The organism is Corynebacterium sp. AOP12-C2-36, from assembly GCF_052379185.1.
GTDB lineage: Bacteria > Actinomycetota > Actinomycetes > Mycobacteriales > Mycobacteriaceae > Corynebacterium.
This window is the reverse complement of record NZ_JBQSYJ010000026.1, coordinates 15,608-29,642: the sequence shown is the minus strand read 5'-3', so window position 1 is coordinate 29,642 and position 14,035 is coordinate 15,608. Positions and strand designations below refer to the sequence as shown.

10 protein-coding genes and 1 pseudogene are annotated in these 14,035 nt (G+C 65.7%); 7 read left to right on the top strand and 4 right to left on the bottom strand.

The features are described 5' to 3' along the window. Positions 1-125: 125 nt before the first annotated feature. Both ACT3UN_RS14880 and ACT3UN_RS14875 read right to left on the bottom strand, forming a co-directional pair. Positions 126-2,762, bottom strand: a complete 2,637-nt coding sequence (locus tag ACT3UN_RS14880; RefSeq protein ID WP_444657460.1) for a bifunctional DNA primase/polymerase — start codon at positions 2,760-2,762, stop codon at positions 126-128. 128 nt (positions 2,763-2,890) lie between these two features. Then, positions 2,891-3,163: a hypothetical protein gene (locus ACT3UN_RS14875; RefSeq protein WP_444657459.1), complete on the bottom strand. Its 273-nt coding sequence runs from the start codon at positions 3,161-3,163 to the stop codon at positions 2,891-2,893. A 335-nt stretch (positions 3,164-3,498) separates the two neighbouring features. On the opposite strand from ACT3UN_RS14875, the gene ACT3UN_RS14870 reads away from it, so the two are divergent. Continuing rightward, complete coding sequence (locus tag ACT3UN_RS14870; RefSeq protein ID WP_444657458.1) at positions 3,499-3,783, top strand: hypothetical protein; 285 nt, start codon at positions 3,499-3,501, stop codon at positions 3,781-3,783. A gap of 695 nt (positions 3,784-4,478) precedes the next feature. After that, entirely contained in the window at positions 4,479-5,420 is a 942-nt protein-coding gene (locus ACT3UN_RS14865) for a hypothetical protein (RefSeq protein ID WP_444657457.1), read from the top strand. A 158-nt stretch (positions 5,421-5,578) separates the two neighbouring features. Here the strand turns inward: ACT3UN_RS14865 and ACT3UN_RS14860 are convergent, their stop codons facing one another. Continuing rightward, a complete protein-coding gene (locus tag ACT3UN_RS14860) occupies positions 5,579-5,812 on the bottom strand; it encodes a hypothetical protein (RefSeq protein WP_444657456.1) in 234 nt (77 codons plus the stop codon). A 580-nt stretch (positions 5,813-6,392) separates the two neighbouring features. Here ACT3UN_RS14860 and ACT3UN_RS14855 point away from each other — a divergent pair. Continuing rightward, positions 6,393-7,445, top strand: coding sequence for a tyrosine-type recombinase/integrase (locus ACT3UN_RS14855; protein WP_444657455.1), 1,053 nt, complete (start codon positions 6,393-6,395; stop codon positions 7,443-7,445). Positions 7,446-7,500: 55 nt separating this feature from the next. Here the strand turns inward: ACT3UN_RS14855 and ACT3UN_RS14850 are convergent, their stop codons facing one another. Further along, on the bottom strand, positions 7,501-8,742 hold the full coding sequence (locus ACT3UN_RS14850; protein ID WP_444657454.1) for an ATP-binding protein: 1,242 nt from the start codon (positions 8,740-8,742) through the stop codon (positions 7,501-7,503). Between the two features lie 1,309 nt (positions 8,743-10,051). Here ACT3UN_RS14850 and ACT3UN_RS14845 point away from each other — a divergent pair. The 4 genes and pseudogenes from ACT3UN_RS14845 (at position 10,052) to ACT3UN_RS14830 (ending at position 14,023) form a co-directional block, all read left to right on the top strand. Next, positions 10,052-11,305, top strand: coding sequence for an IS256 family transposase (locus tag ACT3UN_RS14845; protein WP_304034349.1), 1,254 nt, complete (start codon positions 10,052-10,054; stop codon positions 11,303-11,305). Positions 11,306-11,374: 69 nt separating this feature from the next. Continuing rightward, positions 11,375-12,025, top strand: a pseudogene (locus ACT3UN_RS14840) (IS3 family transposase); the annotation flags it as partial. 680 nt (positions 12,026-12,705) lie between these two features. Then, positions 12,706-13,545 (top strand): MspA family porin, encoded by an 840-nt coding sequence (locus ACT3UN_RS14835; protein ID WP_444657453.1) that lies wholly within the window; start codon positions 12,706-12,708, stop codon positions 13,543-13,545. Positions 13,546-13,681: 136 nt separating this feature from the next. Continuing rightward, on the top strand, positions 13,682-14,023 hold the full coding sequence (locus ACT3UN_RS14830) for a hypothetical protein (protein WP_444657452.1): 342 nt from the start codon (positions 13,682-13,684) through the stop codon (positions 14,021-14,023). The last annotated feature ends 12 nt before the right edge of the window (positions 14,024-14,035 follow it).

The window sequence follows — 14,035 nt, the reverse complement described above, 5'->3', positions numbered from 1 at the left end:
GGGGGGCTTCCCCCCCCCCCCCCCCCGCCACCCCACCACCCTAGATGTTGTCGCAGGTCAGAATGGGTGGCGGCCCCGCCACCCTAAACGTTCTAGCCGCCACCTTTAGCGGCTCATACACCACCCTAGGGGGCCCGGAAGTACCTCACGCCGCCACGTTCGGTGGCCGCCCGGACGACTTGCCCGGAGCTCTCAAGTTCGGCAACGGCAGCGTCGAAGAACCTCCGGCGGCGCTTTGCCATGTTCTTTCGCCACGGCGAGCGCGTCATCCCCTCCGGCGGCAACTTCGCCAGCAACGCCGACGCAACCTCCGCGGTCTCGTTGGCGATCTGGTCGGCTGACGCAGCATCGGCCCGGCGGCGCTGCACCGACTGCTCGTCGGCCTCCTCCTGGGCGGCGGCTTCGGCGCCCTCCTCCACGAAGGCGAACGCCAGGCGGCGGTGCTCCATCAGTGCCGAGGTCCACTCCCACACCTCCGGGGTGACCTTGCGCTGTCCGCTGTGCAGCGCCATCAGGCACGCCAGCCGGAACCGCACACGTGTCAGGTGGGTGTCGCGGGGATCCTGATCGCCGCGGGCGGTGTGCAGGTTCTGCAGCCGCATGGCGTGGCGCATCTCCGGGCAGAACTCCACGGCGGTCGAGTTCGGCACCGCCGGCAGGCAGAACTGCTTCTTGCCGTCGTCCCACTCCAGCATCCCGCCGGCCTGCGGGCTGGCCACCACCGCGGCGTCGGGTCGCGGTGAACCCAACTGCGGGTCGTCGAACCAGGGATCCTCGGTGGCGATGAAGAACACGCGCTGCGCCAGTCCCGAGGACACCGCCGCCCGCCCCACCATCGTCGAGGCTCGGGCAGGCTGTATGCCGCCGACCAGGTAGACGGTGTAGGGGTCGTCGACGCCGTTGATCATGCGCATACCGTGGGTTCGCGACAGGTCGCCGATGGTGCCGCAGGACCAGGCCGACAGCACCGTGTTGGACAGCGTCGAGCCACTCTGCGACTTGGCGGCGAGGTTGTCCAGCTCGTCCTCGATGATCGTCAGCACGGCGGGACTGCGCATGGCCAGCACCTTTTCCGGGCGCGATCCCTCGTCGTCTCCGGGCTTGATGACCTCCTCGGCCAGCCCGTCGATCATGGCCTGGCCCGAGGCCAGCCCGCCGACGACCAGGTCGCCGGCGGGGGTGGTGGCCTCGCGGTTGCGGTGGCTCAGCCCGCCGCGCAGGAAGATGCTGGGGCGTTGCATCATGGACATCGCCACCGACTTGCCGCCGCCGGAGCGGGCGCACAGCGCGACGAACATGCTGAGCTGGTCGTCGAGTTCGGTGTGGCTTCCGTGCGAACTGGTGCGCCCGGCACGGATCAGCTCGGAGAACAGCAGGGTCATCGGTGAGGTGTAGACCGGCCGGGATCGTGCGCTGTGGTAGATCGCCCGGGTGACGTCATTGAAGTCGAAGATCCGCTCGACCAGCCGTGGGTTGTTGGGGTGGCCCAGCGGGTAGGCGGCTTCGTCGTAGGGCACCTCGGGTAGGTCGGGGTCGTTGACGTCGACGCCGGCAGCCGCGGCCTGCTGCTCGTTGATCGCTCGGATGCGCTCGCGCAGGTCGAACATGCCGGTGTCGATCTTCGTCAGCCCGGAGGTGATGCCGGCACCGGTGAGTGCGGCGCGGGTGTCGCCGGCGTGGTTCATCGCGGCGTTGAGCTGCATCTTGGAGTAGGTGCCGTCCTTGGTCAGCCCGTAGGCCCCGGCGTTGTCGGTCCAGACTTTCAGGTAGGTGCCCACGGTGCAGTCGTGGGCGGTTGCGGACTTGGTGGAACTGGCCCCCGGTCGGCGCCACTGCTCACACCCGCAGCGGTCGTGGCCGGTGATCTCCCAACCTTGCGGCATGAGGATGTCGGCCCAACTGTGCTGGTCGCCCCAGGCGTCGATCGCCTCGTCGAGGGCCTCCTGCTGATCGGTGCGCGGCCGGGATCGCCGGGCGATCCGCTCGCGCAGCGCCTCGGACTCGGCGTTGCCGCGCGAGACCTCCAATTCGCGCAGGTATGTGCGCAAGTTCTCGGGCACGGAGTTGACCGGCCCGGCCAACCGGTAGAGGCCTTCATCACGCTGGGTCGGCGGGATCGCCACGAAGCCGGTGGACAGCATCAGGGCGAACGACGGTGCGGCGGTACGGGTGACCGTACCGGTGGCGGGGTCGGTGACCTCATCGGTGGGAATGTCGGCGTCGGTGCGCCCGGCGGCGTCGATGCGGATGGTCTTGTTCAGGCGTGCGGGGATGTCGCCAGGCACGGTGGCGAACCACCAGTGGCCCCCGGAGTGGTGCTTCACGGCACCGGAGGCGTCCGTCGATCCGGGCGTGGTGACGGTCGGTACGCCGGGGTCGCCGAGACCGATGTGGGCACAGAATTCGGTGAAGGCGGCGTGCTCGTCCGGGTCGTCGACGTCGATGACGACGGCGTTGGTTCCGACGCGCATTCCCAGGCCCATCGCCGGAGTTCCAGGTCCGCGGTCGGTCGTGTAGAGCTCGTCGAGCCACCGGTCCCAGGTGTCGTGGTCGGTGGAGGCTGCGTTGAAGCCGCCGGGGTAGACCGGGGCTTTCTGGTTGCCGGTGTCGGTGCGCAGCGGCAGTAGCGGGCAGCCTGCGTCGAGCAAGGGTCGGATGAACGCGCGGGCGTGCTCGGCCGTGGTGGTCAGGGTGTCGCCGGTGGTGGCCCTGAGAAGGTCGGTGAGGCGAGCTGCGGCGTTGTCGCCGGACGTCGTGTCCATCTGCTGCTATGCTCCTAGTTGCGGCTGAAACTTCAGTGTCGTTTGCGCCCCCCTGGCTGTACGGTGGCTCCGTGGCGAACGGGGTGGCGCTCGAATCCCCTACCGGCGGGCACCGGTGGGGGATTCTTCTATGCGCTGGCGCGGTCCGGCTCGGCCAGCAGGGCACGGGCCTCGTCGTCGGTGAGGTGCAGCGCCTCGATCAGGCGGGCAGCGGGCCAGCGCCAGGAGGTCTGGTTGCCCAGCCGCGGCATGGGGTCGACGGGTCTGCCGGCGTTGTCGGTGTAGGGGGACGGCTTTCCGAGGCGGGTGGGGCGCAGCATAGTTCGTCGGCTCACACCGGCCAGGCGGGCTGCGTCGGTGTTGTTGAAGAACACGGGGAAGGAAGCATTGTTCGTGGTCATGGCTGTGGCGGCTTTCTGGGTCTCGGACGGCGTCGGTGTCGGGTCTCGGGTGGTGCGAGTCGTGTTTGATACGTTCGGAATAGTTGCGCTATCCGGTACCTTTTGCTTTACACTATCACGATTTGCTTAAACCAGCAGTGTTCGCGGAACCAGGCAGCGTTCCTCCATCGGCGGGCGCCCCGTATGGCATACTGGTCGGCAACGATTAGGTTGCTCTGCCCAACCAGCAGAACCGCCAGGTCGTTGAGCCCGTTTCGTCCCCTCTCTCCCGGAGGGGCCGACAACCTGATTACCGCCACAGCAAGAAACCACTATCTGAAAGGCTGCGCATAGCCATGACCAGCGCACTCTCCCCTGCCATCTCCCCGAGAATATTCGACTGCGATTCCGCATCGACGACCCGGACGGTCGAAATCCCCGCCGAGATGATCTCGCGGATCGTCTCCCTGAACACTCGCCGCGACGTTGTCGCCTCCGGCGACATCGCAATGTCAGCTGCCGGCCTTCCGATCGACCTCAACAGCCCCGAGCATCAGGAGCTGACCGAGGACATCGTCGAGCTCTACGACGACCTCGCCGATGTCATCGAGGACGCCGAGCACGCCGACCCTCGCGGGTAGGCCACGTCGCTGCTATGTAGCGTGCCCCTCCCCCACCCGTAACGCCGCGCATCCGGATTCTCCGGATGCGCGGCGTTACAACGTTGTACCCTCACAGCTTTGTGACCACAACGTTGTGCGGCCATAGCGGTGTACCGTTACCATCGCAGCGTTAACGTCACAACGTTGGAACCGCACACCGTCTAGCCGTTAACGTCCCAACGTTGGAACCGCACACCGTCTAGCCGTTAACGTCCCAACGCTGGAACCGCACACCGTCTAGCCGTTAACGGCTAGACGGTGCAGCTCTGGGACGTTGTGGCGCTGCTTCAGTAACGTTGTCGCGACACAGCGGCAGCGCCACGGCGTATTTGCGCGGCAGGCGTGGCGCTGCATCGTTACAACGTTGTCGCTTCAACCTCACTGAATTACAGCGTCGTAGCGCTAGGGTTGTACCGCTACGCCGCGGTGGGCCTACAGCTGTAGCGTCGGGACTCGGTAGCGTTGCAACGTCGTCGCGCATCCCTGCGGACATCGGGCGGCCCTGTACGCCGGCGTTTATCGATGAGCCCCGTCCCCGGGACAACACCAGCAGTAGAAAAGGGCGCTACAACGTCCCACCGTCAGCGTCATGTCCCCGCAGCACGACAACATTGCAGCGTCCTAGCGTTAACGTTGTGCCGTCATGGCTGCGTGACGCTGTAATGTCATCTTTTATGACTTCCTCATCTACCAACCACGTTGGTAACTCAACTCCAAAGCCCGGCTACTCGCCGTGGCTGATAGCCGTCACCTCCGCGCTGTGGTTGATCGCTGCGGCACTTATCGTTGCCCTCATCCTGCTGCTCGTCGACGGTGGCGGGACCAACCGCGCTGCCGATCCCAGCGCCATGAAGCAGGCAGAGCACGCCAGTGGATCAGCCTCCCAGTCGGTGGATTCCGAAGTGCTGACCTCGCCGATACCGCCGTGGCCGCGCGGCGCCCGCATCCTTATCCACAGCCGGGACCCCGAGGTCTCGGTGGTCTCCGGGTGCTCGGTAGCGTTCTCCTTTACCGCGGAGACCGGCCTGGGCTACGCCCTGACGGCAGCACACTGCGGAGCGGTGGGGGACACGGTAACCGACACCGATCACACCGAGGTCGGAAGCATCGTGGCCAACGGGATGCCCGACTCCGACTGGGCACTAGTCGAAATCACCGACCCCGGCAGCGTGACCACGTCGGCGAACCTGCCGACCGATGTGGTCCCGGTGACCCCGCCGATGTCCTTGCTGGTCGACCCGCTGTCAGTGGGACGTGAGGTGCTCCTGCGCGGGGCCACCTCGCAGGTTGAGTCCGGAATGGTCCTGCCGACCGAAGGTGAGCGCGGGGAGGGGGAGGACCGGGTGATGCCGTCGTCGGCATGCGCACGAAGCGGAGACTCCGGGGGAGCGGCGATCGTCCGGACGCAGCCGGGAACCCTGCCTGTAGCCGAGGTCACCGTCGGGGTGATCTCGACGCGCACAGGGGAGTGCGCTGGCGACGTCGAACCAGAGAACCCCGATCAGCCCCTGCAAGGTCCCGCCGGTAGCGGGATCTCTCCGGTCGACGGCTTCGTCTCGCGTCTGGATGAACTCGCTCCCGGCGGGCTCCTTATGGTTGAGACAGTAGCGCTGTAACCCTCCAACACTTCACCGCTACGACGTTGCAGTGATGCAGCGCTAGCGGCATACCGTTGTAACGTCCCGATCCTCTAGTGTCCGGGAGTGCACTCCCGGCCCCGCCCGAAGTCCTGAGACGCCCTCGCAGCCATAGGGCGTCCACCGCGCAGGCACCGTCAGCCGATGAGCCCGTTCAGGATGGACCGTCCACGCTGGGTGGCTGCCGCCGCGGGGTCCTGGTCGGTGGACAGTTGGTCCTCCAGGTGGTCGATGCGGTCGGCCACCTCACGGAGAAGTTGAGTGAGGGGGACATCGGAGAGGGCGAGTTGCCCGTGCACGTAGGCGTCGACCTCGGTGGGGGAGAGGTACCCGGCGGCGACCATGGCGCCGATGATGTTGGCGTTGCTCACGCGGGCTACGTCGATCACCAGGTTGGGGTCGGGGTGTGCCCCGCGTTTCCAACGACTGAGGGTAGGAACGGATACGCCCAGATGATGGGCTAGCGCCTTCGTCGTCATGTCCCCTTTGATGGATTCTATGAACTCCCACCAGGCGGTGTGCTCGGCCACGTCGGTTGGTCCTTTCGGTTCGGCAGGCTGCGGTGGTTTGGTAGGCAATTCTTCGTGAACATCTGTTGCGTGCACGGAGGTGCCGGTGTTAGTTTAGTATCACCGCTGATCGGGTGACGCGATCACCCTTGAAACTCTATCCGGTTTTGACGCGGGTCCCGGTGCCGTTCCGCCACAGTCTAGTTTGGCACATAGACGCTCGAAGCTCCCGGTTTCACACTCGCCCGTGTGACCGGGAGCTTCCTGCATGTAACACCGCCGCTGCGACATACCGTCTAACCTAGAACACCTAACCGGCCGCCACAGCCTTTTGATCCCACGGCGTTCACCCAGCGAACAACAGCGGATAGAACGGGTAGGGCCAGACATGGTGCAGCGGCGGCCGGCGAACGGGCAACCCAAGACGGGCAGCGTGCGGTGGGTGGTTCGCTACCCGGACGCCGAGGGAGTCGAGCGCTCCGAGAGCTTTCCGCGTAGAGACCTCGCGGTCGCCCGCCAGGCCGAGATCATCACCCACGGCGTTACCGGCGCCGAGGCGGGGCCCGAGGACGCCGGCAACATTACGCTCGGTGAGACAGTGGCTCAGTGGGCCGCATGTGGGCCACGGCAGTCCACCCGCGACAACCGCAATCGGCTGCTGGCGGACCTGGGCGAGTTGCACGATGTGGCGGTGGGGGAGTTGACGCAGGCAGCCGTGCAGGAGTGGGCCCAGCAACTCACCGCCGGCAGACCGTGGCGCGACGGGCGGCCCCTGGCGGCCACCACGGCGTCCAAGCGGGTCTCGCAGTTGCGCGGGATCCTGCTGGGATACGTCGAGGACGGCGTGCTGGAGCGCAATCCGGTGACCCGGGTCCGGGTGCGCTCAAAGGGGCTGCGCCGAGTGACCGCGCGCGAGGTTCCCGCCGAGCGGCACATCGAACTGTTCCTCCGGCACGCCCCGGCGTGGCTGAGTCTGGCGATCCGGGTGGCGGTGACCACGGGGTTGCGCGCCGGCGAGGTTGCCGGGCTGCGGGGCACGGACGTGGACGTGGCGAATTGCCAGATCATGGTCTCGCGTCAATGCACCCATCGCCGCGGGGAGCCGTTGGAGCTCAAATCGGTGGCGTCGAATCGCACGGTTCCGGTTCCTGCGTCCCTGGCCGCCGAGCTGGCCGCTGCCGGGACCGGGTGGGCGATTGCGGGCGCGGAAGGCTTCGGAGTGTCTTCCCGCATCATCGGCGCGCAGGTGGCCCGTACCCGGCGATCGGCGGGGATCTCGGAGAAGGTGAGTTTTCACGGCTTCCGGCACTACTACGCCTCGGCGATGCTGGCTGACCACGTTCCGCTGCCGATGGTCTCGGCGCTGCTGGGGCACGAGACCACGGCGACAACCTCGCGGGTGTACGCGCACTGGCTGCCCGGGCAGATGGAGATGGCGGCGGCCGCTGCGGAGTCGCTGGGCGCCGGGCTTGCTGTACCTGATATCGCCGCGTAGCCAGAGTCCTCCGGAGATAGATATCGCGCGTGTTTTGCAGCTCGCCGAGTCGCTGTCACAAATACAGGCGCGGCCAGGTCGAGGTCAAGTACGCCTCAATGGCCCGATGTCGGAAGGTGTACGGCTTCCCTCTGTCGATGATTCCGCGGGTTGTATCCAGGCGGCGGGTGGTGGTGCCGGCTCCCTGAGCAGCAGTAAACCCGGCATCGGAAGCTATTCGGGTCATCGTACGGTCTCCTGGTTCGAGCGCAGCCATCGCCTCGACGAACTCACGTTCGCGGGTGGGTAGGCGGTCAAGGATGCTCAGGACGTGCGCCTCCGCTTCACCAGTAATCCGGGACCATCCTTCCAGCACGTCACGGCGAGTTATCGTGTCGGTGGCGTTGGCGTACCAACCCTGCGCTCCAGCAAGCTGGAACAGAAATGGCTCCCCACAGGACAGTTCGACGATGGTGTCGCGTGCACCGGGCTCCATGTACACCGGGGTCAAACCACCGGCGTCACGCATAACCGGCCACCCGTCACTGAGGAACACCTGCAGCGCGGCGGAAAGGTCTGCGTCGGTGACGGGTCGCAGGACGTCCGTCTGGAAGCGTCGGGCGAAGGTCGCACCCTGCCGGGCCGTGGCCATTTCGGTGAACTCCGGCAGCCCGGTTAGGTACACGGCGAGAGGGAGAACGCGGGTGAACTGTCGGTCACCGGGGGCGCCCACCGTAATCTCGTACGCCAAGGCGTCACCGAGCGCGGTCAGTATCTGCGAAAGCGCTGCGGGGTTATCAATGTTCTGCACCTCGTCGATGCGGATAACGACAACGGCTTGGGCGTCTATCGCGGCGCGTCCTACCTCAACGAGTAGGTCGGTGAGTGCGGTGTAGGGCTCTGTTCCGGCACCGGCGGAGCCCCTCAGTGTCAGCGATACTCCAGCCGCAGCGACCGTCTCGACCCGTGCGAGAAGTTCGGCGATCCTCCGGTCTCGGCGAGTGGACAACCCAGCAGTAGCAGCGAGGTCGAGGAGTGCGCTGGCCACCTTCTTCATCGGGTCACTTCCTACCGGGATTCGAAGCTGGGGGGTGACCCAGTCGCCAGCTTCGGCAGCCTGGCGCGCAATGAGGCCGACCAGCGAAGATTTTCCCAGCCCGGCTTCACCGAGGATTGTTCGGCCCCGCTCGTAGACACCGGAGTGCCGGCGGGGCCTCACGATGTCGCGCCAGTCGCTCAGCTGCTTAGCCCGCCCGGCCCAGATTTGGGGGACGGCGTCGGAACCGGGACTGAAGGGGGAGTCGATGGGCTTTCGCATGGCGGTAACTTTACCATGTGTCGGGCGAGACGGTAACTTTACCCCGTATCGAAAGATTCGATAAATTTACCAACATCTGCCGCCGACGAAGTGCGACTTCCCTCAGTCCCAGACTGCCGGTGGCGCCGAGACCGCGTGGCCGGACCCCCGGGCCCGGCGCCCGGGGATCACCACCGCCGCCGCCACCGCCGCCGCCGCCACCTTTGGCGGGCACTGTGCACCGGGCACCTCCGGGCAGCCCGATTCCGCCCGAACGCAACGCAACAACCCTGACCTCGATGTACCCGGCCACGGTCCGCCCGCGCAGGGGTCTACCGTAGACCCCTGCACAGAGCCACCCTGGTTACTAGTCTAGAAACCTACATCTGTGCAGTTGAGGGCCTTCTAATGTCACTGTGACGAAACCCGGTGGGGTCGCCCGGTGGGTCGGATCGGCGGACAGGGGCGGGTACAAACGGACGTCGTAGCCCTACAGCGCTGTCGCTGCAACGCCCTAACGCTGTAGCTACCCGCACGGACCCGGACACACGAAACCCCCGCGTCGCCCGGGGCTGCGGGGGGGGGGTGCCGCTAGACACTCAGGGTGATCAGTTACAGAACCTCAGTGACGAGGCCGATGACCTCGAAGGAGCTCTCACAACCGAGGGAAGACAGTGAGCCGATGTGAAAAACTCCTATGTGTGGCATGTACGTAGCGGGTGGTGGTCAGTGGCTACCTCGCAATGCGGTTAGTAGTACATCTAATAGGCTAGCTTCATATCGCAGCGCTGGGGATTCTGCCCGTACCGTCACGTCCCCGATATCCGTGGCAAATGAAAACGCCCCGCCGACAGTCAGCTGGCCGAAGGCGTCGCCGATGGCCTAGAAAAGTGTCTGGGAATTCTCGACAAGGGCGTCGCAGTTGGTTCTTACAAGTCCGTGCGGCAGCCCCAGTCGCGACGGGAACGGTAAACGTATGTAATCGTTTTCTCGAAGCCCTGCTGTGTAGCCAGGCATGAGCGGTGAGCCCTTCGGCCGATGTTCTGTTGCTATCAGCGCGAAGATGATGCGTTCTGGTTGACGGCCTCCCGTCGTGCTGCTGAGGCGTCGAGTAGACGATCGGGCGTTCCCACATCGAACCAGAGGACGTCCTCACCGAGAGTGATCGCATGCAGTTGGTCTTGGTCGAGGTATGTCTGAAGGAGGTCGGAGATCAGTCGAGCCCCCTTGAGTGGTGTAACGCACGGCGGCCCGCCCGCGGATACGGGCGCGGCCACCGTGTGGTCCTTCGAGTCAACCTTCCACAGAATCCTCGAACGGAGTCACAACGATGACCGCTCCTCACATTATCGACCCTCACCCCCTCCTCGGTGAAGCCCTGTCCGAAGCGTCTCCAGACATGATGCGCACCCTGCTCCAGACCATCATCAACACCCTGCTCTCCGCCGACGCCGACGCAGTGGCAGGAGCCGAGTGGGGCAAGCCTTCCCCGGACCGGACCACGCGCCGTAACGGCTACCGCCACCGCGAACTCGACACCCGGGTCGGCACAATCGATGTGGCCGTGCCGAAGCTGCGTTCTGGGACCTACTTCCCCGAATGGCTCCTCGAACGGCGCAAACGCGCCGAGTCCGCCTTGATCACCGTCGTCGCCGACTGCTACCTCGCAGGCGTCTCCACCCGCCGCATGGACAAGCTGGTGAAGACGCTGGGCATCAACGCCCTGTCGAAGTCCCAAGTCTCACGCATGGCCGCTGATCTCGACGAGCAGGTCGAGGCCTTCCGCCACCGGCCCCTCGATCAGGCTGGTCCGTTCACCTTCGTCGCCGCGGACGCGTTGACGATGAAAGTCCGCGAGGGTGGGCGCGTGGTCAACGCCGTCGCGCTCGTGGCGACCGGGGTCAACGGTGATGGCCACCGGGAGGTCCTCGGCCTGCGTGTGGCCACCAGTGAGACCGGCACGGCGTGGAATGAGTTCTTCGCCGACCTCACAGCCCGCGGCCTGGGCGGGGTGCGCCTGGTCACCAGCGATGCCCACGCCGGTCTGAAGGATGCGATCGCAGCGAACCTGCCCGGCGCAGTCTGGCAGCGGTGCAGGACGCACTACGCGGCCAACCTCATGGGCATCTGCCCGAAGAGCATGTGGCCAGCGGTCAAAGCGATGCTCCACAGCGTCTACGACCAGCCCGACGCGGCCGCGGTAGAAGCGCAGTTCGACCGGCTCTTGGATTACGTGGGTGAGAAGCTGCCCAACGTTCATGACCACCTCGACGCGGCCCGGGTCGACATTCTGGCGTTTGCGACATTCCCGAAGGACGTGTGGTCCCAGATCTGGTCGAACAATCCCGCCGAGCGCCTCAATCGGGAGATCCGCAGGCGCACCGATAGTGTGGGGATCTTCCCGAACCGTGCTGCGATCGTGCGGCTGGTGGGGGCCGTGTTGGCCGAGCAGACCGATGAGTGGGCCGAGGGGCGACGCTACCTCGGGCTTGAGGTCCTCGCGCGGTGCCGACTCACGTCCATCGAGAGCACGGGGGCGGAGGTGAGTACCGACACGGGTACCGGACTTGAACTCAGCGCCTGAGAACCTCAAACAAAGGATCAAAGCGTTACACCACTACAAGGGACTTGACCCACCTCAGCCAACCGCTGGTGGTCGGTGTTCGGGAAAAAGAGGGGCAGGAACGGCAAGAAGCCGGGCCCGGCGGTGCACGATGATCTGTGCACCATCACCGACGCCGACGGGCGTACCCGCCACCGGTTCAGTGCCTCGGCGGCGAACCGGTTGTGGTTGACCGACATCACCGAGCACCCCACCGGGGAAGGCAAACTATACTGCTGTGCGGTCAAGGACGTCTTCGCCGGGTGGATCGTCGGCTATGCCATTGACTCGCACATGCGCGATGAACTGGCTGTCCGGGCCCTGGACAATGCGGTGGCCATCCGCGGTGGTGCCATCGCCGGCGGGCGCGGTGAGGTTGCCGGCTGCGTGGTGCACTCCGACCGGGGTTGCCAGTTCCGCAGCAGGAAATACCTGGCGGCCCTCGACACCTACCGGATGGTCGGCTCGATGGGCCGGGTTGCCTCGTGTGGTGACAATGCGGCCATGGAGCCGTTCTTCGCCCTGCTGCAGAAAAACGTGCTGGACCGGCGGGTCTGGGACACCCGGGAGTCGTTGCGGGTGGCGATCGTCACCTGGATTGAGCGTACGTATCACCGCCGGCGACGGCAGGTGCGGCTGGGACGGTTGACCCCGGTGGAGTACGAGACGATGATGAAAACACCTGCCATCACGGCAGCGTAACCGACCTGTCTCAGATCATGCATCAGACCCGTTGTGCTCCTCTAGCCCTCTGGGCTCTGTATGGACCGGTCGCGGGGTCAGCGCGACATCCGCAGGTGAGACCTGGTCAGGTTTCACCGGTTGTTACTGACGTAGGTTGTCAACCTCTGCCTGCCTATCGGGCACTGAGCGCACAGCGTTACCGGGACCTGCCGGCACCTTCGTGTCCGCGGCAGCACCCAAGCTCACTACCCCGCCGGGTGTTCACCCCCGAAAGGAGTTACGTGGACAAACACATCGGCACATCGACGTACCAGCACCGCACGCCACGACGGGGGTGATCGTGACCCGACCGTGACCATCGCCAACGCGGCAGCAGGTCCCTCTGGCCTGCGAGTCGCCCCACCCACGATGACCGTCGACTTCTCGACAGCCACCCATAGCACCCACAGTACCCATCACACCCACAGCCTGCACGGACACCGCACGGACACTGCACAGGCACCGAACAGACACCGCACCATGCCCGCCTGGTTGACACATCAACCATCAGGATCGCCACCGGCCTGCCCAGGCTGACACGCCGGGTTGACTGTGACCTGACCGTGACCGGAGAACACCCCCGGCCTGCAGTGATGAGACCAAACTGTGACAATCATTCACCCAACACACCTGCAGAGCGCGCACTACATTTACCTGCCATGACGACCACGAAGACAACCACAGACACAACCACCCACCAACACTCCCGGGGCACGGGACTGTCGACAGCCTCAAAGATCCCGAAACTCTCTGTTGCAGCGCTCAGCGTCGCTGTAACCGCCACCCTCGGCCTGACCGCGATCGCCCCGGCCGCAGCCGCTCCCACCCTGCCGTGGCCAGCACCGGTCACCGGTGGGCCGACCGACCTGCCGGACCGCCAGGTCTCCCGCACCACCGCCGACGGATGGGTCCTGCACGCGGCCAAATCAGACGAATCCGTCAACATCGCCCCACCCCTGGACGCCTCGACCACCACCGGCGAGGCCTTCGGCACCCTCACCGGCAACGTCTGGATCGACGGTGCCGGTGCCCCCGAGCTGACAGGGGCGATGTTCACCACCGGCTACCAGATCGGCTGCGGGGTCGACATCTCCGGCGGGGTGGACGTCGAACTCGCCGGCACCGCAGGTATCGCACCCAATGCCACCGCCGGGGTGGAAGGCGGGCCCAGCGTGCAGGTCGAGCTGCCCAACATCACCGGGGTGTCCGCTGGTGCTGATGCCACCGCCCGCGGTGAGGTCGGTCTCGACGGCAAACTGGAGGCCGCCCCGACCGTGTCGGCCCACCTGGACCCGGGTGGGGTCACTGATGTGGATCTGGTATCCATGCCCATCGACCCCGAGTACAAGCGCGCCTCGGGTGGGTTCACCGGGGCTCATCTTCAGGTCAACGGCTGTGCCGGACCGGTGAGTGTGCGCTCCTATGTCACGGTGTCGACGACGTCACCGACCTCTGTTGATGCGGTGAGTGTCCACGGCACCGCCACCCGCATCCGCTAGAACCCCCAGCCCCACACCACCAGCCCCGCACACTGCTACTCAAACCGGTACCACCCGGTTCGACCCCGCCAGAACCACCCACGAGTCGGTCCCGCACCGACACCACAGAGCTCACTGAAGGATCCGTGATTCACCCATGAGCACCACCACCCAGCCCACCGACACCGCATCAGCTACGGCAACGCCAGCGTCCCTGCCGGTCACCGCCAGCACTCCCGACACCGACCAGACAGGCCGAAAAGACGACACCGTGACCGAACCGATGTGGATCCCGGTATCGAAACTGATCATCGGCGTGCTGGTCGTGCTGGCCGCGTTGACGTTCTCCGAGCACATCGCCGACCCGATCAGCGACTACGGCTACGTGCCGGTGATGTTTGTCTACATCATCGTGATGATCATCGGCGGCGGGCTGATGGTCTCCGGGTTCCTGACCCTGTGGCGTAAAGCCACCGCTGGTTCGGGCTCACAGCGGTAGCCCCGGATAAAG